This is a genomic window from Aurantibacter crassamenti (assembly GCF_016811105.1).
Taxonomy (GTDB): Bacteria; Bacteroidota; Bacteroidia; order Flavobacteriales; family Flavobacteriaceae; genus Aurantibacter_A; species Aurantibacter_A crassamenti.
Genome location: NZ_JAFBGM010000002.1, coordinates 798,612 through 823,048, shown reverse-complemented (window position 1 = coordinate 823,048; position 24,437 = coordinate 798,612). Strand labels below are relative to the sequence as shown.

Sequence of the window (24,437 nt, the reverse complement as noted above, 5' to 3'; positions counted from 1 at the left end):
TTTTACTACTTAATAGTATACATTAAAATATAAATTTTGAAAGCAACACTTTACGAAGGAAATAAGACATTCACTGTTATAGAAAGAGCAATTGAAGAACCAAAACAAGGAGAAGTAAGAATTAAAGTTGCCTACTCAGGTGTTTGCGGTACTGATGTTCATATATATCATGGCATGATGGATAAACGTGTGAACAAACCCTTGACTATTGGTCATGAAATGTCAGGCACAATTGATGCTATTGGTGAAGGTGTTACGGGTTATTCTATTGATGAAAAAGTAGTAGTAAGACCACTTGATGATAGAGGTGTTAAGCCTTCTGATAAAGGGTTTAATCATATTTGTGAAGATTTGAAATTCATTGGTATTGACAGCCCAGGTTCAATGCAACAGTATTGGAATATTCCTGCATTTACGCTACATAAGCTGAAAGCTGAAACTGATTTAAAATTAGCAGCACTAATCGAACCCTTATCTGTTGCCGTTCATGATGTGCGGTTGAGTGAGTTAAAACCAAATGAAACTGCCGTGGTTTTAGGTGGTGGCCCAATAGGTTTATTGGTTGCGATGGTTGCGAAAGAAAAAGGTGCTACTGTGATTGTTTCTGAAGTAAATGAAAATCGTATAGCGAAAGCAAAAGAACTAGGGTTAAATGCAGTGAATCCAACAAAAATTGATTTAGTAAAGTATGTGCGTGAACAGACAGATGGTCGTTTAGCTGATGTTGTTTTTGAGGTCGCCGGTGTACAACCTGCCTTAGATGTGATGACTGAAGTAGCAGGAATTAGAGGTCGCATTCTTATGGTAGCAATTCACGGACAGAAAAAAGAAGTTGATCTTTTCAAATTCTTTTGGAAAGAATTAAAGTTGATTGGTGCTCGTGTTTATGAAAAAGAAGATTATGAAAAATCAATTGAGCTGATTACTAAAAACGAATTGCCTTTTGAGCAAATGATAACGGATGTTCAACCTTTGAGCTCCATTCAAAAAGTATTTGAAAATATTGATAATAATCCTGATGGCATGAAAGTACTAATGGATTGTCAATTGTGAAAAGAAATGTCTGGTTAAAAGTTGTGGACATATTTTAATTAGAAATACAAAAAGGAAGTAAATTTAGAAGTCAATTATTTATTGTTTCAGAAGAATTAAAACGTAATTGAAATAAAAGAATATAGTAGAAATGAACATATTAAATCAATTTAGTTTAAAAGGAAAAACAGCATTAGTTACTGGCTGTAAAAGAGGAATAGGAAAAGCAATGGCTATTGGTCTTGCAGAGGCTGGCGCTGATATTATTGGAGTGAGCGCTTCTTTAGAAGATTATGGTAGTATGGTTGAGCAAGAGGTTGAAGGACTTGGAAGAAAATTTAAAGCCTATAGTTGTGATTTCAGCAACCGAGAATCATTATATGAATTTATTCATAAAGTAAAAGATGATTTTCCTAAAATTGATATTCTTGTAAATAATGCAGGTACTATTTTAAGAGCTCCGGCCGTAGAACATTCTGATGAATATTGGGATAAGGTTATTGAAGTTAATCAAACGGCACAATTTATATTATCGCGTGAGATTGGAAAAGAAATGGTAAAAAGGGGAGAAGGTAAAATTGTTTTTACTGCTTCTTTATTGACTTTTCAAGGGGGAATAACAGTACCTGGTTATGCTGCGAGTAAGGGTGCTATTGGTCAGGTGACTATGGCTTTAGCAAATGAATGGGCAGGTAAAGGTGTGAATGTAAATGCTATTGCACCTGGATACATAAATACAGATAATACAGAAGCACTAAGAAATAATCCTGAGCGAAATGAAGCTATTTTGGGTAGAATACCAGCGGGCAGATGGGGGCAACCAGATGATTTTAAAGGTCCGGTTGTATTTCTTTGTTCAGAAGCCTCAGCGTATATGAATGGTGTAACAATGTTAGTAGACGGTGGCTGGATGGGACGTTAAATTATAATAATTCTATAGCCTTAATTTTTAGAAGAATCGAGGAGATCGAATTTTTGTGAGTCTAGAAATGAAATTATACTTGATGAAAATTTCATGACTGCCAGCATTATAATTGGTTAAATTAGTAATGTTATAGTCATAAGAATAGCCAACTTGTATATTAGGTGAAATATTGAAACCTAAGAGTGCACTCACAGAATCATCCCAACGGTAACTGGCACCCAAATGAATACTTTTATTAATTAAAAAGTTCGCAGAAACATCAAATATCAGCGGAGCACCATTTACATATTTTACAAATGTTGATGGCTTAAAACTTAAGGAAGGATTCAATTCGAACACATATCCACCAATAAAATATAAGTGTATACGGTCTGTATCAACAGTTTCTTGAATATCATCATATCGTTGACCTTGAAGTACATTTGGTGTAGAAAGACCCAAATATGCGTTGTCCGTATAAAAGTAAATACCAGCACCTACTGAAGGTAGAAATTTACCTGTTATGTTTTCTTGAAAAGCAGTATCGGGATCTTTAAAAGTACCCTTTGACCAATCAACAGAAAGATATTTTCCACCACCCTTTAATCCAAAAGCTAGACGATGTCCTTTTCTATTAAGAATAAGACTATGTGAGTAATTTGCGTTAAAATATGTTTCATCTGAAGGCCCTAGTTCATCTCTTGCGATAGAAAGTCCAAGTCCACTAAAAAGCTTAAATGGGGTGTCAACTCCTAGACTAATTGTTCTTGGTGATCCTTGAATATTTACCCATTGATTTCTATATACTGCAATTATAGATGCATAACCTTGTGAGCCAGCATATGCAGGATTCACAGACATAGTATTATACTGATATTGGGTATACTGTGGTTCTTGCTGCGCATTACCATAATAACATGCAACGAAAGCCAATATGAAATATATTCTTCTAATATGTTTGAATTTTATATTCATTGCTAATTATCTAGTAATATATAACCAGCCTGATGTTGGTTGGGTTTGATTATCACCTAAATCTAAAATATAGTAATAGGTCCCCACTGGTAGTTGATCTTCTTTATTAAAAGTTGATCTTCCTTGTGAAGTTCCGTTCCAATCATTCTGATAGCCTATGGTTTCGAAAACTTTAGTTCCCCACCTGTTGTACACCTCAAGATGATTATTCGGATAATCTTCAATACAATCTATATGAAAATGCTCATTGCTTAAATCACCATTTGGTGAGAATTCATTATAAACTTTAAGGCAGTCATCAGTAACAAGGTCAATTGTTGCCTCATCTCGATCATTATTTTCGTTTTGATCGAGCTGATCCATTGTAATTAATTCAGCAATATTTGTGTATTGCTCACCTTCTATAACAATAGCTTCAATGGTTAATTCTGCAGATTCTTGAGCAGGTAGTGAATTAATTACCCATAAACTGGTTTGATTATCATATGTACCATTATCAGTGGTTCCTAAAACATAATCGTAACCAGCAGGAAGTTCATCTACTATTTCAATATTAGTGATTTCAGAACTCCCTAAATTAATTGCCATTATTGTAAAAATAACCGTATCACCAATTGCTGCAGAGCTTGGACTTACATTTTTAGTGATGCCAAGATCAACTGAATCTACCATAACATCAGTTACGCTGTCTTCATCATCTTCAGACTGATCACCGTCATCATTATTAGGAGTTGAATCTGGATCTAACTGATCTGATGCTGTTATTTGTGCTATGTTGGTATATTCGTTGGAAGCACCTGTAGGTTCATTTATGGTTACTGTATAACTTACTATAACTGAAGTTGTATTAATACTTGCAATTGTCCAGTTAATAATGTTCCCTGTTAATATACCACCGTCAGAAATACTAGCAGTATCAACAGTATATCCGACAGGAATAATATCTTCTAGCGAAACATTTGTTGCTGTGCCATCTGAAGATATTTCAATTTCAAATGTAATAGTATCACCTACATTGGGTGTATTACTTGAACCAGTTGCCAAACGTTTATCAATACTTAAATCAGTTAAATCTGTAGAAGACATACTTGATATAACAATGGAAAGTGGATTACAAAAGCAATCCGTATTTGATGGTGTAAACTCTACAACTAAATTACTGTTATCACCACAGAATGTTGAACTCGCAAATGAGATAGTTTCTTCTATTGTATTTCCTGTAGGAATACTTTGAGAAAGCGTACCCGTGTACAATGAAGAACCAGTTATTACTCCAGCACCATCTGCACAAAATACATTATAAGTAATGCCTGAGTCTAAATTTTCTGTACCGGTATTCTCTAATCCGATAGTTAAAGCGTAATTGGTATTAGAACCAACTTGGGCATATTCAGCAGTAGCAACATAAGTTGAGGCAGTTAAGTTTCCTTTTGTTACCACAGCGGTGGTACTAGCATTACCAGTGTTCACTTCTGTTGTACCACAAGAAACTCCTGAACAAGACAAGCCAGAAACTGTAACAAACGTACTCAAGTCAATATCATAAGTGCCTTCGCAAATATCTCCGATTCCTTGTACGCCAATATTATATGCAATAATATCTGAGCTATCTGCACCAGCAGGTAAGGCAATGGTAATTTCTTCATGGTCGCCAACTGTATCTTTTGAAACAAATGTGACCGCCTGAGTTCCTGTTGAAGTAAGTGAACCGTCAACATAAATTAAACCTGAAGGCAACACTATTCTTGAAAAATCATTAGAACCGGTTAGACCATCTTCAATATTAGTTTCTATAGAAATTGTTTCTATTACACAACCTGTAAAAGTCGGAGAATCTAATACTATAGTGTTTGTACTATAGGGTGGTTCTGCTCCTGTAATTATAATTGGATTGGCAGATATTCTACTACCGCTACCAATTGCGTCAGTACCAGAAGGATTGTTACCTATTATTGTATACGCCGTTCCAGTATTCGATTGGTAATTACATTGTGGACTTAAATTTAAATTTATTATTGCGATTTGATCTGCTACCATTGGAGCATTCAAAGAGCCTAAAAGCCCATTATTTGCTGCAATACCTGTATGCTCTAATAGATTTATAGCAACATTATTTCCAGAAATTATAGGTGTGATAAATTCAATATTCCCAGAGTTTTGAGGATATTCAATTGTTATGTCATTAATTGTTAAAGACGAAATATCTCCGGGGATATCAAAATTAATTATTGGAGCTATTAAATCAGCTTCACCAGCGTTTCTAGCTTCTAATTCAATATCAAAATCAGAACAAGTTGTCACACTTGAAGTTGGTTGTTGAAGAATTAGTAATTGTATAGCAGCCGCTACTGGTTCTAATGTGAGTGATATTTCATTAAAAAATACGGTGCTGTCATAATTCGTTGGATAGGCGACACAATCATAATTATGTGAAACTCTTATTTCTTGAGTGCTATCTTCGGTATATGTACCTTCAAATCTTATTTTTTTACAAACCCAAGAACTTGATTCCATTGTCCCAAACTCAATAAAAGTAAGATTACCTGATGTCGTAAAATTTAATAAAGATTCAGTACCACCTTCAACTAGATAAGCATTTGTTATTGTATAACCAGTACCGGTGTCAACGCGCAGCCAATTATTATTTATTTCATCATCATTATCGGTGCATATGTCAACGGTGAAACTTTCAACCTGCTCATTTCCAATTTCTGTAGATGAATCTGAACTTAAATAATAGTTAGGAATTTCATACTCGAAATCTTTTGTGTCATTTTCAGTGATTAAAATAGGATCATCTGAGTAGGCATATTTTTGATACGTTGTAGACACATCATGCACGCTCATATTTGGTGTTTCACTAGTAGCTGTTACTGAAATTCGTATAGATGGATAATTATTTCCTTGTTGATCTAATTGTAAAAATCGAGGTCCGGGTGTAATGGTCACTATATTCCCAGATACCGTAAAATTTAATCCATTATTGGCGTTAGAAGCAGGTTCTCCTTCGGGTTGAAGGTAGGGGTAGCCTGAACTTGTCACTTCGCCATTAAATACCATTCCCGCTGGTATTTCAATACTTGTTGATTCCCAAATAACAGGAGGTCTAAATTCATTTGGAAATTTATCACTTACTCCAGATGCTTGTTCTATCCCAACAGACAGCCATTTATTATCACAGCCAGTTACTGAATCATTATTATTAAAAAACATTTTAACTTCATCTTGAAAGAAATAGGCGCGATCATTATAGGTGTCACATGAAATTTCATTGCTAGAAGTGTCTAAACTAAAAAAACGACCATGAAAGGAGTAAAATTCATAAAGGTGTGCCGTTTGCGGAAAATCATCTTTAAATTGAAAATGCAATTCTAACGTTATTTCATCTGCTTCAAGACCCTCACCATATGCATAGGTTGGTGATATAAGTGATTGATAGCTTGAGAGGTCTAAGGTGAAAAAATTATCATTTGTGCCTTGTGTTGTAACTACTGGCGCATTTGTTATTGGAAAAGTTTGCGGACTTCCTGTGGATAAATCATTTATTGTAATGGTACCTGTTGTAAATGAAATAATATCTGCCATACTTTCACCATTATCAGTTACATATCGCATTTCAAAATGAAGATTGTCTTTTGAATCATTTTGCATAAAAGCACTAGTAGTAACTACCATTTCATCTTTAGGCATGTAAAACTTAGTAGCATGAACATTTGGATCAAGAGTTACCTTGGTGGCCATTGTTTCATCTGTCCAACCTGCTGTAATTCTATTTGCATCAAAACTAGTTGTGGTAGGACCGACGCAAGAATTAGGACAATGTGTGGTAATATCAAATTGACCACAATGTAAATCTGTAGAATAACATGAACTTTCATAGGAAGTTGTATAGTCAAGTTCCACTTCTACAGGACCTGTATACGTGCTACAATCAATATTTAAAGGAAAGTTTATTGGTATTTGTAAAAGATAACTGTTATATACAAAGTCAGCCAAGTTTGTTTCTGTGAAAATAATTTGATTTCCAACTTGAGTATATCTTGGATCTGCACTTGAATCTAACGTAATGCCTGTTGGTACGTCAATTACTGCAAGGTATCTAGTACTGGCATCGTTCGAAAACATTTCGGTTGAACCACACATGGGTGAGCCACTTGAAGCTACAAAATTTCCGGTAAAACTAAGGTTGAAGGTAGAACCGTCTTCAGCATCTAAATCATAATTCTCAGGAGCCCCCCAATTGAATAGGGATTCTCTCCTTACATAATGGCGATCAACTTCTTCACGATCTCTTCGATTATAATTTCCACATGTATTTTCATTCCATATATCAATATTTAGGCTTTCACTAGAAACGTAGTCAGCTGAATATGGGCTACATGATGGGGTTTCTGGATCCATGACCATATCAAAGTTAATCTCTGTGGATTCGCCTGGTAATAAATCATCATAAAAACCATCACCATCTAAATCATCTAAACCACCTGGCCCATCTGGGTCAGATGCGAAAAAGTCATGTGGTAAATGAAAAGATCCAGGGCCAGATCCGCCTGTTGTTGAAGGCCATCTTTGAGGTGTAACTGATGAACCTCCTGTAAAATTGAAATTTGATAAAATACGATTGGTGTCTTCATCCCCACGTAAAGGATTAAAACCGGGCCTTGAATAACTCCCGTTCCACGTAAAACCAATATTTATATTCACATCATATGCATTCTCAGCATTATTATCATTGTCAATCGCATATGTATAGGTGACGGGTGCATCCCACCTTGCGTTTGGATCGGCTATTGTTGTTAATGAAATATCACCCCATTCTTGGTCGAAATTGATAAAACCTGGAATTGGCGCTCCAATTTGACATAAAGTACCGGCTGTACATCCCCATCTCGGACTATGCGTTATCACAGTATTCGAACTACAATCTAGCAATACAATTTGTTCGACTAGGGTTATTGTTTCATTTTCAAATGCATTATCTGAATCACCTACATTACCTAAAAAGGGAGCATTGTTTAAATCAATTTCGTATGTATAAATGTCACCAGAAATATTAGGAGTTAGCGTTGTACCATTAAAAGATAATTGATAATTAGCTTGTAAGTTTGATGGCACATTTACTTCATGTGCGAATGCTTGAATACTACCATTTCCTGAATTGGTAATTATGATGTCTCTATTGTAGGTTTGACCTACAAATGCCTCTTGTATATCAATATCTTCTACAGCTAAATATGCCTTTAGTAATGAATATGAGTTGACCGTATTGTCGTTATCTGTATTTGTGCGTGAATTTGAGCCATCTGTATAAGTTATGCTATGGGTGTCTTTAAATAAACCACCATCATATGAGTATTGTACCGCTTCACATGCTGCTGTTTTTTCAAAAGTAAATTCAATAAAATCATCTATTTGCCAATTCGAATTACTAGGTCTTTCAATTTGAAAAATTGGTGCATTTAGGTTTGAGATGTCAAATTCAGAAAGAACTAAATCGCCAGAACCAATCTGAGAATTAATTACAAATGATCCCGTTTCGTAGAAAATTCCATCAGGTAAGTCAAAAGCTATTTTGAAAGTGTTTAATGATGCTTTTTTGCCACGTATACCAACAGTGCTTAAACCATTATTTGCTCCGCCACATGGTCGCATATCCGTAGAACTTAAATCTACCCGATATGACGCATTGTTTATCTGACCAGAAACTGATACAACGGCTATAAACGATATAATGAAAGTGACAAAAGCATTTGCTTTTCGAGTACTGACATTTGTTCGGGACAATAAATTTTTTAAAAATTCTAAAGTCATAGCATAGATAGGTCTATGCACAAATTTATACCTAGCCTAAGTATATGAGAATTTTTTGTTGTCAATAAGGCATAAAACGGTATAGCAAGGCCAAATCATGTAGTAAGGAATAAGTGATATTTCTTTTTTATATGTAAATTCTTACAAATACTGAAATAAACTGTAGCAAATTTGATAATATAATCTTCAACTACCTTATTAAACATTAGGTTTTACACGATAAAAACAAGTTTTATTTGCCTTTTTCTTCCCTAACTTTTTTTAACCACTCTTTATGCAAATTTAAGAGCTCAGCTAGCCTTTTTGGATTAGATTCAGCCAAGTTATTTTGTTCTGTAATATCATCATCTAAATTCACAAGAAATAGTTGAGGTAAATCATTTTTTTTAGCTTGCCCCATAGGTTCTTTAACATTGCCTATAAGCTTCCAGGGCCCTTTACGAACTACCCATTGCGCAGTATTGTCATCATAGCCTCCTAACTGCCAATGAACAACTTTATGTTGCGATTTTTCATTTTCGTTCATGATAATTGGTAAAAGGCTTTTGCCATCTACTTTCTCTTTTACTTTAGAACCTGTAAGCTCAGCAACTGTACTAAACCAATCCATTTCAGTTGTGAGTTGATCACGAACTTGATTGGCAGGAATTAATTTGGGATAACGTATTATGGCAGGTACGCGAATACCACCCTCGAACATACTAAATTTACTCCCTCTATATGGACCAGCATTTCCGCCTCCCCAGAAGGCTCGTTGCTCTAAAGAATGTCCGTGATCTGATTGAAAAATAACGATGGTATTTTCAGCAATACCTTGTTCATCGAGGTAGTCTAAAATGTCTCCAATTTTCTCATCAGTGTTTGATAAAAATGCAGCATATTCTTTTCTTGGTGTTGGTAAATCTTTATAATATTCTAACCATTTTGGTGTTCCTTGATATGGATAATGTGGCGCATTAAAGGCCCAATATATAAAGAAAGGTTCTTCCTTTTTTTGATCTATTACTCCTTTGACTTCATCAACCATCAAATCAGAAAAATGTTGACCTTGGTAATACACTTCTTCTGAATTTCGATATAGGTCATGTTTGTTCGGACCGTCCCAAAAGAAGAAATGTGAATAATTGTCTATGCAACCGCGTTGATGTCCAAAGAAATAATCAAATCCTTGACCATTTGGTAGGTTTTGTGGTCGATGTCCTAGGTGCCACTTTCCAATTAACGCTGTATGATATCCATTTTCTTTGAGCATTTCTGCCATGGTAATTTCTTCAGTTGGTAATCCATATTGTCCACTTTGTTCAGCACGTTCAGGAATTGGAACATTATTTGGTAAGCCGGCCCTTAAATTGGTTTTTCCGGTAAGAAGAGCAGCGCGAGAAGGTGAACAAACCGGAGCACCAGCATAAAACTGGGTAAAACGTACGCCCTCTTTTGCAAGCCTATCCATATTTGGTGTATACAAGTCTTTTGCGCCATATGAATTAAGGTCGATTGAACCCTGGTCGTCGGTCAAAATAACAATAACATTAGGTTTCTTAGATTGTTTTTCTTGTGGAAAAACTAGTAGCGGAAGAAAAAAGAAGGCATAACTTAAATTCGTTAAAAATGTTTTCTTAATTGTATTCATTTGTTTTGTTTGATTTACTGAATTTATATTGGCCTTCATGAAATTCAAATTTAAAACTCTTCTATGAAAGTATGGAGTCTTGTTTCACGTTTATTACAAAAAACGTTTCTAGAATTTCTAAGTTAAATTATTTAAGATGGAAATGTGTTTTCGATTTATATCTTCTAATAAAAACGTAGTTGTACATTCATTAAAAAACAAAAAAGTGAACTGCTCTCACAGTTCACTTTACAATTCAGTCGGGATGACAGGATTTTCATAATCCTAATAAACACTCGTTGTAAATTTAAAAGTGAAGGCTAACGCCTGCTCACTTTTTGTTCTCAATAGCTTTTATAAAACATGATTATAGCGCTCTTGAAAACAAAAAAGTGAACTGCTCTCACAGTTCACTTTACGATTCAGTCGGGATGACAGGATTTGAACCTGCGACCACTCGACCCCCAGCCGAGTGCGCTACCGAACTGCGCTACATCCCGAAATTGGATTGCAAAAATAGAAAAGTCAAGTAGAATTTGCTCTCTTTTTATTAGAAATTAAATAGGAATCTTTACAAGCTTAAAGTGCTGAATGAAACCATAATATATAAGACCAATAGTATTACAGCTATTGAGACAAGTATATCCCAGATATTATAACTTGATTTGTTATTGGCTTTTTGCTCGTCTGTTATATTTCCGAAGGTTAATCCTTGTAATTGTGCTTCTGTTGGCGCAGGATAGAACATACTTGTTATTACTGCAATTGCAATACACATAGCAAAGAAGTATGCGCCAAATACTAACCAGTTGATATCAGCAATGTTAAACAAAAAACTTCCTTCAGAAAAACTAGATTTCAGAATCTCTAAGGTTAATTTACCAAAACCGATAATAAATCCTCCTACTAAAGTTGCAATGGCACCATTTGCATTAATTCTCTTGTAGAAAATTCCTAATAAAAATACGGCAGCAATTGGTGGTGAAATGTAGGCTTGAACATTTTGTAGATATTCATAAAGTCCGTCAGATAGTCGTGAAATTATTGGTATCCAAAGTAAGCCTAATCCAACGACAAAGAAGGTCGCTATTTGTCCAGTTTTTACTAATTCGGCTTCCGGTTTGTTTGGTTTTATCTTTTTGTAAATATCTAATGTAAATAGGGTAGAGCAGGAGTTAAATACCGATGCCAATGAACTCATTAATGCAGCTAAAAGTCCGGCTGCTACTAAACCCCTTAATCCTGAAGGTAAAATTTGACTCATTAAAACAGGAAAAGCTTCATCGGGACTATCCCAATTTAATTTACCTTGCATTTTCAGGCCCAAAGCAACAACACCCGGAATTAGAAATAGAAAAACAGGAAGTAATTTTAACAGTGCTCCAAAAATACTACCACGTCTACCTTCTTTAATGTTTTTTGCAGTTAATACACGTTGCACTATAACTTGATCTGTACACCAATACCAAATACCAACAATGGTACTGGTAATGAATAAAGGTAGCCACGGGTAATCTGGATCTGAATTAGGGCGCCACATATTAAAATAATCATCACCAATAGTAGCTTTTAATTCACCCCATCCGCCAACAGCGTCAAGCCCCATGACTGTTAATACTCCGGCTCCTACAACAAGTACAATAGCTTGTATGGTTTCAGTATAAACTACAGCTCTCATTCCACCTAATATGGTGTAGATTCCCGTTAGAACTACCGTTGCAACAGCGCCAATCCAAAATGGTATTCCCATTAAAGCTGAAACAACGATGCCTCCTGCATAAATAGTTACGGATACTTTGGTTAAAATATAGGCAACCAGAGAAACTACTGACAGCACCCATCTTGACCTTGAGTCAAAGCGTTTTTCTAAAAATTCAGGCATTGTGAAAACGCCGCTACGGGCATAAAAAGGTAGAAAGACCCAACCCAGCATTAAAACAATCCATGCATGAAGTTCATAAATAAGTAACGGCATTTTATCACCAGCACCATTACCCGCCAAACCTACAACATGCTCAGAACCAATGTTTGATGCAAAAATTGATGCACCTACCATGAACCAGCCTATATTTCGGCCAGCTAAAAAATAGTCTTCGGTATTCTTTTGTTTTTGCTTGATTACCCACCAGGCTACACCAAGTAATAGAGCAAAATATATTACGATTACAATCCAGTCGAGTGTGTCAAGGCCTTTCATAAAATGTTGTTAATTGGACATGGAAGATAGTTTATTTTTGGAAAAACTGAAGAGGCGTATGTCAAATTATTAGTTAGCGTAATAAAATACATTCCTTTTTTATGAATATTTAAGGGAAATAGTAACATCCTCAAAAACTAAGGCACTTTTTTTACTTTTTATCGTATATTGATGGCTCACTTCCTATATTTATTTAAAACTTTAAGAAACCATACTAAGATGAATGAACAAAATTCAAATGCCCATAAGGGTGCTAACTCACGTAGAACTTTTGTGAAAAAATCAGCATTGCTTTCCGGAGCAGTAATAATGCCGTCTATGGAGTTTACTTCAATTTTCAATACAGCTAATAACAAAAAATTAAAGATTGCACTTGTTGGGTGCGGTGGTAGAGGTACTGGTGCTGCTATTCAGGCATTAAATGCTGATGATAATGTAGAATTGGTTGCGATGGCTGATGCTTTTGAAGATAGGCTACAAAGTAGTCTTGCGAATATCACTAAAGAAATGGGTGAAAGCAAGAAGGTTAAAGTCAAAAAGGAGAACCAATTTGTTGGTTTTGATGCTGCGCAAAAAGCAATGGATTTAGGAGATGTTGTAATTTTGGCAACACCACCAGGCTTTCGTCCGCAACATTTTGAGTATGCTGTGAATAACGGTAAGCATGTATTTATGGAAAAACCAGTTGCTACAGATGTGCCTGGTGTTCGTAAAGTGTTAGCAGCTGCCAAAAAGGCCAAAGAAAATAAATTGAATGTGGTTGTTGGTTTACAGCGGCATTATCAAGACAGTTATTTGGCTGCTATTGATCAATTGAAACAAGACAAAATAGGAAAAATAGTTTCTGGTCAGGTCTACTGGAATAGTGCAGGTGTTTGGGTTCGTGAAAGACAACCTAGTCAATCAGAACTTGAATATCAAATGCGTAACTGGTACTATTTTAATTGGTTATGTGGTGATCATATTCTTGAACAACATATTCACAATATTGATGTAGCCAATTGGTTTATAGGGGAGTATCCTATATCAGCTCAAGGAATGGGTGGTAGAGAGGTACGTAACGGTAAAGATACTGGTGAAATTTTTGATCATCATTTTGTAGAATATACGTACCCTAGTGGTGCGGTTATTGCTAGTCAGTGTAGACATCAACCAGATACCATGCGACGTGTTTCTGAATTCTTTCAGGGTACAAAAGGTACTGTTTCAACAGCTGGTGATCGAGCTGAGTTGAAAGATTATAGCGGTAATATGATTTTTGAACATAGAGGTAAAGATGATCCAAACCCGTATCAAGTAGAACATGTTAAATTGTTTGAATCAATTCGTAATGGTGGAGTAATTGCCAATGCTGAAAATGGGGCTAAGAGTACTATGAGTGCAATTATTGGACGTATGGCTACGTATTCTGGTAAAGTTATAACCTGGGAAGAAGCGATGAAATCTGAACTGAAATTAGTTCCTGATGCTTTAACTTGGGATTCACCTGCGCCAGTTCAGCCTAATGCTGACGGATGGTATGAAATACCAACTCCAGGAAAATCTATAGTAATGTAAATTATTTTTGATTTGAATATGAATTTATCGAAATCAATTTTGTCCCTGCTTTTAGCGGGGACATTTCTTTTATCCTGTAAGGAAGGCCAAAAGAATGATGTGCCTAAATCTGAAGAACAAAAACCAAATATCATTTATATTTTGGCTGATGATTTGGGGTATGCTGAAATAGGTGCTTATGGCCAAGAGAAAATAGAAACTCCTAACATTGATGCACTTGCCAAAACAGGAATGCTTTTTACACAACATTATACTAGTGCTCCAGTTTGTGCACCAGCAAGGCATATGCTTTTGACTGGAAAACATGCAGGGCATGCATATATTCGAAGTAATTCTGAATGGAAAGAACGTGGTGATGTATGGAATTACATTGCTATGGCCAAAGATTCTACACTTGAAGGGCAAGGACCAATGCCAGAATCGACCATTACAATTGCTGATCGATTAAAAGAGGTAGGTTATGCTACAGGTATGGTTGGTAAATGGGGATTAGGTGCTCCGCAAACGCATTCGATTCCGAATGAAATGGGTTTTGACTTCTTCTACGGATTTAATTGCCAACGTCAGGCACATACCTATTACCCTTTACATTTATATAAAAATAGAAATAGAGTTCATTTAGCAAATGATACAATTCCGCCGAATAAAGCATTTCCGAAAGGTGCAGATCCCACAGACTCGAAAAGTTATGCTGACTATACCTTAAATGAGTACGCGCCAGATTTAATGTTTGCTGAAATGACTCAATTTATTGATTCAAACAAAGAACGCCCGTTTTTTATGTATTGGGCAACACCAATTCCACATGTTGCATTACAAGCACCACAACGTTGGGTTGATTATTACATTGAAAAGTTTGGTGATGAAGAACCTTATTTAGCTAATAAACCAAGAGGTGGTTATTTTCCGCATAAAAATCCACATGCTGCTTATGCCGCTATGGTTTCATATTTAGATGAGAATATTGGTAAGCTTGTACAGCAACTAAAAGATGAAGGAATTTATGATAATACACTAATTATTTTCACTTCGGATAATGGACCTAGCTATGCTGGTGGAGCAGACCCAGAATATTTTGAGAGTGCTAAACCATTTGAAGGACAATACGGTAGGGGTAAAGGGTTTTTGTATGAAGGTGGAATACGTGTACCTATGATTGCTTCTTGGCCAGATAAAATAAGTCCAGGTTCAAAGAGTGATGTGGTTTCTGCTCATTATGATATGCTTGCAACTTTTGCAGATATTGCAGATTATAAGGTAACTACAGAAACAGATGGTATTAGCTTATTACCTACTTTTTTATCCGAAGAAAATCAAAAAAAACATGAGTTTTTGTATTGGGAGTTTCCAAGTTATGGGGGGCAAGTTGCTATGCGAATGGGTGACTGGAAAGTAGTTCGCCAAAATTTAAATTCTAAAGACAAAGCTACCATTGAGCTTTATAATTTAAAAGATGACCCAACTGAGCAGCAGAATATTGCTGAGGCACACCCAGAAATATTAGAGAAGGCAGCAAAAATATTCAATAACGAACGTGATATACCCGAGTTAGAGAGTTTTAATATTCCTTTAATTGATACTGGTTTATTAAACGAATGAATCTTGACTTTTTGATTGTTCAGCAAGGAATAATAATTAAATTGCCGATTCAAAATAGAACAAAAATAGAATGCAATTATATAAAAATATTACGCTAGTTTTTTTACTCGGACTTTTTTTTCAATGTAAAGATGTTAAGAAATCTGATGCTGTAAAAATTGAAAATACTACAACTGAAACTAAAAGTGTTTCTAAAAAAGTCCCAGTAAATCTAATCACAGAGCAACCGGTAGATATAGAGACTCCTGAAGGGATGGTTTGGGTTGCAGGATCTAAATTTTCTCAAGGTGCAGTTGCACAAGATAAAATGGTAATGGGGCATGAAAGTCCTAATGTTGAAGTTGCCGTAGATGGGTTTTTTATCGATGTGACCGAGGTGACAAATGCACAGTTTTCAAAATTTGTAAAAGAAACGGGATATATAACGGTAGCTGAACGAGAATTAGATTGGGAAGAAATGAAAAAGCAACTACCAGCTGGTACGCCAAAACCACATGACAGTATCATGCAACCTGGATCTTTGACTTTTAAAAAAGCCAAAAGCGCTGTTGCTAATCTTTATGATTTTTCGCAATGGTGGAATTGGACTATTGGTGCAAGTTGGAAACACCCAAACGGACCTGGAAGTTCAATTAAAGGCTTAGATAACAATCCAGTTGTTCATATTGCCTATGAAGATGCGATGGCTTATTGTGAATGGAGTGGACATCGATTGCCAACTGAGGCTGAATGGGAGTTAGCCGCTGGTGGTGCTAATCCTGACAATATATTTACTTGGGGTGATGATACTAGTGTTTTAGCAAAAAATGCTAATTCTTGGGAAGGTGAATTTCCTGTAACCAATACTATGGCCGATGGGTTTGAATCTCGAGCTCCGGTGAAATCATATCCACCAAATGAAAATGGAATATATGATATGGCGGGTAATGTTTGGGAATGGACAAGCGATTGGTACAATACAAATTACTATAAAGAAGCTGCGGCTCAAGGTACTGAATTGCATAATCCGCAAGGAGCATCAAGTGCGTTTAATGATCGAGATCCTTATGCAAAAGAAAAAGTAATGAAAGGTGGTTCGTTTTTATGTAATGCTTCTTATTGCGCTAGTTATCGTATTTCGGCTAGAATGGCAACAAGTCTTGATTCTTCACTAGAACATTTGGGATTTAGAACTGTTGTAACTCCTTCCATGTTAGCAAATAAAAAATAATCTAAGTAGATGCAGTTTTTAGAAAGTTTTAAACCCGAATTGACGGTTGAATCTCCAGGTCGTATTAATTTAATTGGTGAACATACTGATTATAATATGGGTTTTGTGCTACCAACAGCAATTGAAAAAAAAATCATTTTTGAGTTCAAAAAAAATGGTACACAAAATAATTGCAATGTTTATAGTAAGACTTTTGATACCGGATTTGAATTAAACTTAAATGCTTTAGATAAAAGTGCCATTGAATGGGAAAATTATATTCTAGGTGTACTTAATGAAATATCGAAACGTACCGACAAGCTTCGTGGTTTTGATTGTACAATAGTTAGCAACCTACCAACAGGATCAGGGTTAAGTTCATCAGCTGCATTAGAATGTGGACTAGCATATGGGCTAAATGAACTTTTTGAATTAGGGCTTTCCAAAATGGAAATGGTGAAATTGTCTCAAATAGCTGAACACACCTATGCAGGTACGCAATGTGGTATAATGGATCAATTTGCTTCTGTAATGAGTGTAGAAGGGCATGTGCTATTATTAGATTGTAGATCATTAGAGTATAAACCAATCCCCATAAATTTACATCCGTATAAACTCATTTTATTAAATACAAAAGTTTCGCACAATTTGGCGTCTAGTGAATATAACACCCGTAAAAAAGAGTGTGAAGAAGGTGTAGCTGTATTAAAAAAAGATTTTTCTGAAGTTAATTCACTACGAGATGTTTCTATTGAAATGTTGGAAAGTGTGAAGGAACGAATTTCTGAAACTGTTTTTAATCGATGTTCTTATATAATCGCAGAAAATAAAAGGGTTCATAATTTGGCGGAAGCACTTACTGAGAATAATTTAGAATTGGTTGGTCAAATTTTATACGAAGCACATGATGGAATTAGCCGACTTTATAAAGTGAGTTGTCCGGAATCTGATTTTTTGGTTGATTTTTCAAAATGGAATTCGAATGTATTAGGAGCAAGACAAACCGGAGGTGGGTTTGGTGGTTGTACGCTTAATATTGTTCATGAAAATGGTGTTGATGATTTTATTAAAACAGCAACAGAAGCTTACAAAGAAAAATTTAATATTTGTTTAGAGGCATTTGAAGTGAAGCCAAGTGCTGGTACAACTTGTTATGTTAACTAGGATTTTAAGCTTCCCCTAAGGCTTCTTTTAATTCCATTTTTCGTTTTCTACTTAATGGAAGTATTTCACCGCAGAGTTCTACAGAATTACTATTGAACTTTTCAACCTTATTCAGATTGATAATGTATGATTTATGGATTCTAAGAAATTCGTTAGCGGGTAATTTTTCCGAAAATGATTTCATTGAAGTCAACACTAAGATTGTAGCATCTTCTAAAAAAAGTTTAACGTAATCACCTAAGGCCTCAACCCATTTAATATCTGTAAGCTTTACTTTAATTCGTTGTAGATTGCTTTTTACAAAAATATGTCGGTCATCATCTATAACATTATTTTTCCGATAGGAAGAAGCAACTAATGCCTTTTTTACGGCAGTATTAAAACGAGGTGGCGTAATTGGTTTAAGTAGATAATCAGTAACATTGAAATCAAATGCTTTTAATGCATGACTTGGGTCAGAACTAATTAGCACAACTTGTGGTGTGTGCTTCATTGATTTTAACAAATCAAAACCATTAACTAGCGGCATTTCAACATCTAAAAAAATTACATCAATCTCGTTACTTTTTACGTTTTGTAATACTTCAACGCCATTACGATACTCAGCAACCAATTCAAGATTTTGATGATCTTTTATTAATTTGGCCACTGAAGTTCTTTGCATTTCAGAATCGTCAACAACAATACTTTTCAATTTTTTTTCAGACATGATTGGTAATGTTCGTTATTTTTTTGGTCTTCGTTCGCAATTATATCGTTTTCAATAATCCTGCCAAACAAATCATTTTTTAAAAATAAAGGGGGATACAACTTTAAAATAAATTCAAAAATTAATTGAATATCAACATTTAAAGTAGTTTAAAGAGAATTCGGATTTTAATTCCAATCAACAAAAAAAAGTCCTACAACTTTAGTAATCCAAATTCAAAGACAAATGTATCAAAACTTTTGATAACTTTAAATGTAAGGTTTTTTACAAATCAACTACTTTTGTATAAGTAATTAATTATACAATGATATGGCGGATAATATAGAGAAAGTGAAGTGTTTGATTATAGGTTCTGGACCTGCGGGATACACTGCAGCAATATATGCGGCAAGGGCTAATATGGCTCCAATATTGTATCAAGGAATGCAACCTGGCGGACAATTGACCACTACAAATGAAGTTGAGAATTACCCAGGATACCCTGATGGAATTACTGGACCAGAAATGATGATTGAGTTACAAAAACAATCAGAGCGTTTTGGTACCGATGTACGTGATGGGTGGGTGACTAAAGTTGATTTTTCAGGACCTGTTCACAAGGTTTGGGTAAATGAGACAACTGAAATACATTGTGACACTGTAATAATTTCTACAGGAGCCACAGCTAAATATTTAGGGTTGCCATCTGAGCAAAAATATTTAAACCTTGGCGGTGGAGTTTCTGCTTGTGCTGTTTGTGATGGATTCTTCTATAGAAATCAAGAAGTGGTGCTAGTTGGTGCAGGTGATTCTGCTGCTGAAGAAGCACATTACCTTTCTAAACTTTGTAAAAAAGTTACAATGTTAGTTAGGCGTGATGCGTTTAGAGCATCAAAAATAATGGAGGCTAGAGTTCGTAACACTGAAAATATTGAAATTTTATTCAATACTGAAACTGATGAGGTTTTAGGAGATGGACAAGTAGTAACCGGGGTACGTGCTAAAAACAAAGTGACTGGTGAGAAATTTGATATTCCGGCAACAGGATTTTTTGTAGCTATTGGGCATAAACCTAATACAGATATCTTTAAAGATTACCTTGAACTTGATGAAACAGGGTATATCATAAAAACACCAGGTACTGCAAAAACTAATGTAGAAGGGGTTTTTGTTTCTGGTGATGCTGCTGATCATGTTTATCGTCAGGCAATTACTGCTGCGGGTACAGGTTGTATGGCTGCTTTAGATGCTGAACGATATTTAGCTTCAAAAGAAGTTCATGAAGAAAATGAAGTCGCTTAAATGCTCTATAGTTTATAAAAAAAATGCCCAGTTTTAACTGGGCATTTTTTTTGAAGATTTTAATTGAGGCGTTTGTAATTTTCAGAGTTTATTCTGTTGCCTTCTTCATCAAGAAAAATTTGACTATAGCTGTTATTTTTCAAATCAAGTTCCATTGTCCAAATCATTTCATTGTTGGCTACTTTTCGCATTGAAGCAGACATGTATTCTAATTTTTCAACTAATTGATTATCCTCAACTTGATATGAACCATAACCAAACCATTCTATAGAATCATTTGGCACATATCTTGTCCACATAACCTTACTGTCATAGTACATTTTTATTTGCCTATATCCATCGGTCGCTGGTAAAGTATCAGAGACATTTACGCCATCTACATAATTATAAAAGCTTACTAATTCCCAAGTTCCTTCAATTGAAGGGTGTAACGCAGGTTTTGGAGACACCATTTCCGTAGCGGAAATGAGGAATAGCATCAAAAAAACCAATACAAGTAATTTTTTCATGATCGTATCCTTTAAAGTTAAACTATAAGTTTTCCTAAAAAGTTACGATAAAATTTAATAAAATGTTAGGTTTTTGTTAAAAATATCACAGATGTGATACTGATGCTATTAAAGTAAACTTAGAAATAATGATTAATCGCGTCAGCCAACTTTTTAATATCACTTTTTTTGTGATGAGCACTTATGACGATACGTTGTACTAAATTGTCTTTTTCCGTTGGATAATAAAAGTTTGTTACAATGATTTTATTTGCTTTTAAATATTCGCTCAGACGTTCATTATTAAATGAAAAACAAGGATAGTCAGGAAGATAATTGAATAAACTGATATGCTCTAAATTGGAAATGAAATATTTATTATTTTTAAATAACAAATCTCTTTTTGCAGTGATAATTTCATGAGATTCAACAAGAGTGGCCATTGCTGCAGCCGACGCGGGACTAGCAGCTGCATACATATTTGTTAACCGTAGTTTATTAATCAATTTATTACTGCCTGCTATAAAACCTGCTTGTACTCCAAAGCCTTTGCCAAGAGAACCACAAACAATAAGTTCTTTCGGTTTTAATTTTATTAAGGTCTCATATATGCCATTACCTTTTTTCCCAACAATACCAAAACCGTGTGAGTCATCAACAACCAAGGTGATTTTTTCAAGATTAATTTTATTAAGCCAATTAAATTCAGGATGATTTTTTCCGTTCATTAATACGGAATCTAAAAATAGAATGGGATTTATATTTTCATTCTCCAGAGCAGTATTTAAATCAGATATTAAATTCTTGAAGTCCGTGTGGTTTTTTGTGCCCAGTAGGTGTAAAGCCTCATGCGTACCTGGTGCATAATAGCAGTGCTTATTTTGTGAATGAAAATGTTTAGCAATTAATTGCCCTGTTAAAAAGCCAGAAGATAATGTTAAGCATGCCTCACTGCTTATTTGTTCAGCTAAATACTTTTCTGCTTTTTCATAAATTGTTAAGCGAACATTGGCATTTCTAGAAGCCCCGTAATTGGTCCCAAATTTTCTAACGTTTTTTATAAAAATTTCTTGAAATGAGGAATCAGTTTGTAAACCCAAATATGCGGTGCCACCAAAATATAAATATTCTTCCCCATCAATTATAATTATTCTATCCGGAAATTCTGCTACTTCGTGAATCATTAGTGTAGGGTAATTCCGCTTCCAAATTCAGTAGGAAATACTACTTCTGCATTAGCTGTTATGCGTACACCATTTGCAATGTCAGCGCTCAACAACATAGCGCCATCCATATCAACATAATCAAGTTGGGGTAGTAATTGAGCAATGGCAGAAATGCCAACTGTAGATTCTGTCATGCAACCAATCATAACTTTTAATCCTAAATCTTTTCCTTTTTGAATCATGCGAAGAGCAGGAGTGAGGCCACCACATTTCGTTAGTTTAATATTAATGCCCGAAAAATGTAGCCCACATTTTTCAACATCAGTTTCTACAATACAACTCTCATCTGCAATTACGGGCAGAACACTGTGGTGCATTACTTTTTCCATTCCTTCCCAATCATCAGCTTTTAGTGGTTGTTCTAAAAATTCAACCCCTAAATCTTTTAAAATTGGAGCATTGAAAATTGTTTCTTTAGCTGACCACGCACAGTTTGCATCAATCCTAAATATGGCGTCAGAGTGCTTTCTAAGTTCTTTAACTATAGCAACGTCATCATCAGTGCCTAATTTGATTTTATAAATTGGCCAAGGTGTCTCTTTCATTTTAGATACCATTTTTTCAATAGTATCAAGACCGATAGTATAATTTGTAGTGGGATAGCTGTCTATAGAAGTACCCCAAATTTCATATAATGGTTTTTCTTTTAGTTTTCCGTAAAGATCATGTGCGGCCAGATCTAAAGCACAGATGGCAAAATTGCTTAAATTTTTATCAACTAAAAACTTGTGAAATAATTCAGGTAATGTAAACTCAAAATCTACAATTTCACTTTTAATGGCTTCAATTTCAGCAATCATACTTTCTACTGAAATTTTGTAATACGGATTTGAAGTTGCCTCTCCGTATCCTGTTTTTCCGTTTAAAGAAAGTGATGCAATTAGCGTATTTTGAAAATCATGTGATTCTCTAGAAATACTAAACGTATGTTTTAAAGGGAGCGTAAATTTCTTAAGTTCTAACTGCATAAAATTCGTTTGTACTAAAATATGAAATCCCTAGGTAAAAAGGTAAATCTCTACACGAATTCAATGCGATTTTAATAGAATTATTTATTGAATAATATTTTGTGCTTTAATCTGCTTTTTTGTGTGTAAACACATCATGAATTTGTCATGGTTTAGTTAATACCGTTAAATTGATAATCTCTTCAAAAACTTATCGGAACAATTTTTGATATAATTATTGTGGTAGATTCTTCAGAATGCAAGCGATGATTGGGTATGTATAACCGATATTTGCTAGCCATTGAACGAGTTTTAAAGTACTTTACTGATAAACAATTTAAAGAATGCTGAAAAAACAGAATTTTACTGTAGTAAAAAGGATGAACAACTATCTATGATGAAAAAAGTAATTATTCTGAGTTTTTTATTCATGACCCTTATTGCTCATTCGCAAACTAAGCCGTTTTCACCGTTAGTTACTTTAAATGAAGTTAATGGTGATACCGTAGTTGTAAAATGGGCCTCAGAATTTAATCTTTTACCAACAAATATTCCTTCTAAAAATACCACCGCGTTTAGGGCTATATTTAGCGCAAATGAAAATGGTAATTTAAAAGTTGTTCATATTAAAAAGGGAGTGTATAATTTAGATGATTCTGTATATCCAAATGGAATTAAGGACTTCAAAATAGTAGCAGAAAAAGGTGTTGTTCTAAATATAACTACAGATGAACCTATTGTAGATTCTAGATTAAATTCTGGTGGTATTTCAAATTTATACATTGAAAATTTAACTTTTAGTTCATCCTATTCTGGTACAACAAATGAAAATAATAATCCAGCTTTGTTTTTTGTAGGTGCAACGCCTATTAAGAATATAACTTTTAAAGATGTTAGTTGGACAGCCCCTAGTGGTTGTATTACTGGTTTTAAATCTGCAAATGAAACTATTTATAAAAGTGAATCGATACATTTTATAAATAATAAATGGTTTGATATAAGTCAAATGGCTATTGAATTCATAAACCATGTAGAACCTACAGTTTCTAGATATAATGATATTAAAGTTTTAGGAGGTTCTATAAACAACATAGGCCTCCATGGAACAAATGGTATTGGCATTAGCTTTTCTGGTAGAGGAGAAAATAACGCTGTTAAAAATGTTATTTTCAACAATATACCCGTAACGGCTATAGAAAACATAGGTTCTTGGAATACGACATATAGCGGTAATGTTTTTCAGACCAATGTTGAGCGGCCTATTCTTATTACGAATACCAACCAAAAACGAAATATAAGAATTGAAAATAATATTGACGTTGAACAGGAGTTAGATGGTAACGGAATGGAATTTACCAACATAGATGGTTTAATTATGTCAGGCAATACCTTTTATACAGGTATCTATTTTAATAATGTGGTTAATGTTACTGTTACAGATGACATTTGGGTTTCAGATGTATATGGCACCTTATTTATTGATGGAAAATCTGGAGAATTTGATTTTAATAATGTCACAATCGAAAATAATTCAGAAGGTAATCCTGCAATTATTACGAATAATGATTCAATTGGAAGGGTTGATTTTAAAAACGGCTACATTAAATATAATGGGCCTAAATTTACCCATACAGGAAAGGGGACAGGCACAATAAATATAAAAAATTCAGTAACTAAAGAGGGTGAAAATACTGCTGTTGTTGAAAACCCCTAAAGGTAAAAGCAGCGTCTTTAGATACTGAATCTGTT

General features: G+C 34.7%; 16 protein-coding genes and 1 tRNA gene. 8 read left to right on the top strand and 9 right to left on the bottom strand.

Annotated elements, in window-relative coordinates; genetic code table 11:
- Positions 1–36: 36 nt before the first annotated feature.
- Positions 37–1,053, top strand: a complete 1,017-nt coding sequence (locus tag JQC67_RS16215; RefSeq protein ID WP_203253965.1) for a zinc-dependent alcohol dehydrogenase — start codon at positions 37–39, stop codon at positions 1,051–1,053.
- Between the two features lie 136 nt (positions 1,054–1,189).
- Positions 1,190–1,954 carry an SDR family oxidoreductase gene (locus JQC67_RS16210; RefSeq protein WP_203254505.1) on the top strand — a complete coding sequence of 255 codons (765 nt, stop codon included), beginning with the start codon at positions 1,190–1,192 and terminating at the stop codon, positions 1,952–1,954.
- 27 nt (positions 1,955–1,981) lie between these two features.
- Here JQC67_RS16210 and JQC67_RS16205 read toward each other — a convergent pair whose 3' ends face one another.
- From JQC67_RS16205 to JQC67_RS16185, 5 genes are all read right to left on the bottom strand, one after another.
- Positions 1,982–2,911, bottom strand: a complete 930-nt coding sequence (locus tag JQC67_RS16205) for a PorP/SprF family type IX secretion system membrane protein (protein WP_203253964.1) — start codon at positions 2,909–2,911, stop codon at positions 1,982–1,984.
- 6 nt (positions 2,912–2,917) lie between these two features.
- Positions 2,918–8,722 (bottom strand): T9SS type B sorting domain-containing protein, encoded by a 5,805-nt coding sequence (locus JQC67_RS16200; RefSeq protein WP_203253963.1) that lies wholly within the window; start codon positions 8,720–8,722, stop codon positions 2,918–2,920.
- A gap of 232 nt (positions 8,723–8,954) precedes the next feature.
- A complete protein-coding gene (locus JQC67_RS16195) occupies positions 8,955–10,391 on the bottom strand; it encodes a sulfatase family protein (RefSeq protein WP_203253962.1) in 1,437 nt (478 codons plus the stop codon).
- 366 nt (positions 10,392–10,757) lie between these two features.
- Positions 10,758–10,831: transfer RNA gene (locus tag JQC67_RS16190), tRNA-Pro, on the bottom strand.
- A gap of 71 nt (positions 10,832–10,902) precedes the next feature.
- Entirely contained in the window at positions 10,903–12,528 is a 1,626-nt protein-coding gene (locus JQC67_RS16185) for a sodium:solute symporter (protein ID WP_203253961.1), read from the bottom strand.
- Between the two features lie 219 nt (positions 12,529–12,747).
- Between JQC67_RS16185 and JQC67_RS16180 the strand changes: the two genes are divergently transcribed.
- From JQC67_RS16180 to galK, 4 genes are all read left to right on the top strand, one after another.
- Positions 12,748–14,085 (top strand): Gfo/Idh/MocA family protein, encoded by a 1,338-nt coding sequence (locus JQC67_RS16180; RefSeq protein ID WP_203253960.1) that lies wholly within the window; start codon positions 12,748–12,750, stop codon positions 14,083–14,085.
- An 18-nt stretch (positions 14,086–14,103) separates the two neighbouring features.
- Entirely contained in the window at positions 14,104–15,684 is a 1,581-nt protein-coding gene (locus tag JQC67_RS16175) for an arylsulfatase (protein ID WP_203253959.1), read from the top strand.
- Between the two features lie 70 nt (positions 15,685–15,754).
- Positions 15,755–16,894 carry a formylglycine-generating enzyme family protein gene (locus JQC67_RS16170; RefSeq protein ID WP_203253958.1) on the top strand — a complete coding sequence of 380 codons (1,140 nt, stop codon included), beginning with the start codon at positions 15,755–15,757 and terminating at the stop codon, positions 16,892–16,894.
- Between the two features lie 9 nt (positions 16,895–16,903).
- Positions 16,904–18,037 carry a galactokinase gene (gene galK / locus JQC67_RS16165; protein ID WP_203253957.1) on the top strand — a complete coding sequence of 378 codons (1,134 nt, stop codon included), beginning with the start codon at positions 16,904–16,906 and terminating at the stop codon, positions 18,035–18,037.
- Positions 18,038–18,041: 4 nt separating this feature from the next.
- Here galK and JQC67_RS16160 read toward each other — a convergent pair whose 3' ends face one another.
- Positions 18,042–18,746 (bottom strand): LytR/AlgR family response regulator transcription factor, encoded by a 705-nt coding sequence (locus JQC67_RS16160; RefSeq protein ID WP_203253956.1) that lies wholly within the window; start codon positions 18,744–18,746, stop codon positions 18,042–18,044.
- Between the two features lie 309 nt (positions 18,747–19,055).
- Here JQC67_RS16160 and trxB point away from each other — a divergent pair, with 309 nt between their 5' ends.
- Positions 19,056–20,027: a thioredoxin-disulfide reductase gene (gene trxB / locus JQC67_RS16155; protein ID WP_203253955.1), complete on the top strand. Its 972-nt coding sequence runs from the start codon at positions 19,056–19,058 to the stop codon at positions 20,025–20,027.
- Between the two features lie 59 nt (positions 20,028–20,086).
- Here trxB and JQC67_RS16150 read toward each other — a convergent pair whose 3' ends face one another.
- The 3 genes from JQC67_RS16150 to JQC67_RS16140 form a co-directional block, all read right to left on the bottom strand.
- Positions 20,087–20,536, bottom strand: coding sequence for a hypothetical protein (locus tag JQC67_RS16150; protein WP_203253954.1), 450 nt, complete (start codon positions 20,534–20,536; stop codon positions 20,087–20,089).
- A 119-nt stretch (positions 20,537–20,655) separates the two neighbouring features.
- Positions 20,656–21,699 carry an aminotransferase class I/II-fold pyridoxal phosphate-dependent enzyme gene (locus tag JQC67_RS16145; protein ID WP_203253953.1) on the bottom strand — a complete coding sequence of 348 codons (1,044 nt, stop codon included), beginning with the start codon at positions 21,697–21,699 and terminating at the stop codon, positions 20,656–20,658.
- Entirely contained in the window at positions 21,699–22,709 is a 1,011-nt protein-coding gene (locus JQC67_RS16140) for a dipeptide epimerase (RefSeq protein WP_203253952.1), read from the bottom strand. Before JQC67_RS16140 ends, JQC67_RS16145 begins: the two co-directional genes overlap by 1 nt.
- Before the next feature lie 373 nt (positions 22,710–23,082).
- Between JQC67_RS16140 and JQC67_RS16135 the strand changes: the two genes are divergently transcribed.
- The gene (locus tag JQC67_RS16135; protein WP_203253951.1) at positions 23,083–24,402 is read left to right on the top strand and encodes a hypothetical protein; all 1,320 of its coding nucleotides are present in this window, start codon (positions 23,083–23,085) and stop codon (positions 24,400–24,402) included.
- The last annotated feature ends 35 nt before the right edge of the window (positions 24,403–24,437 follow it).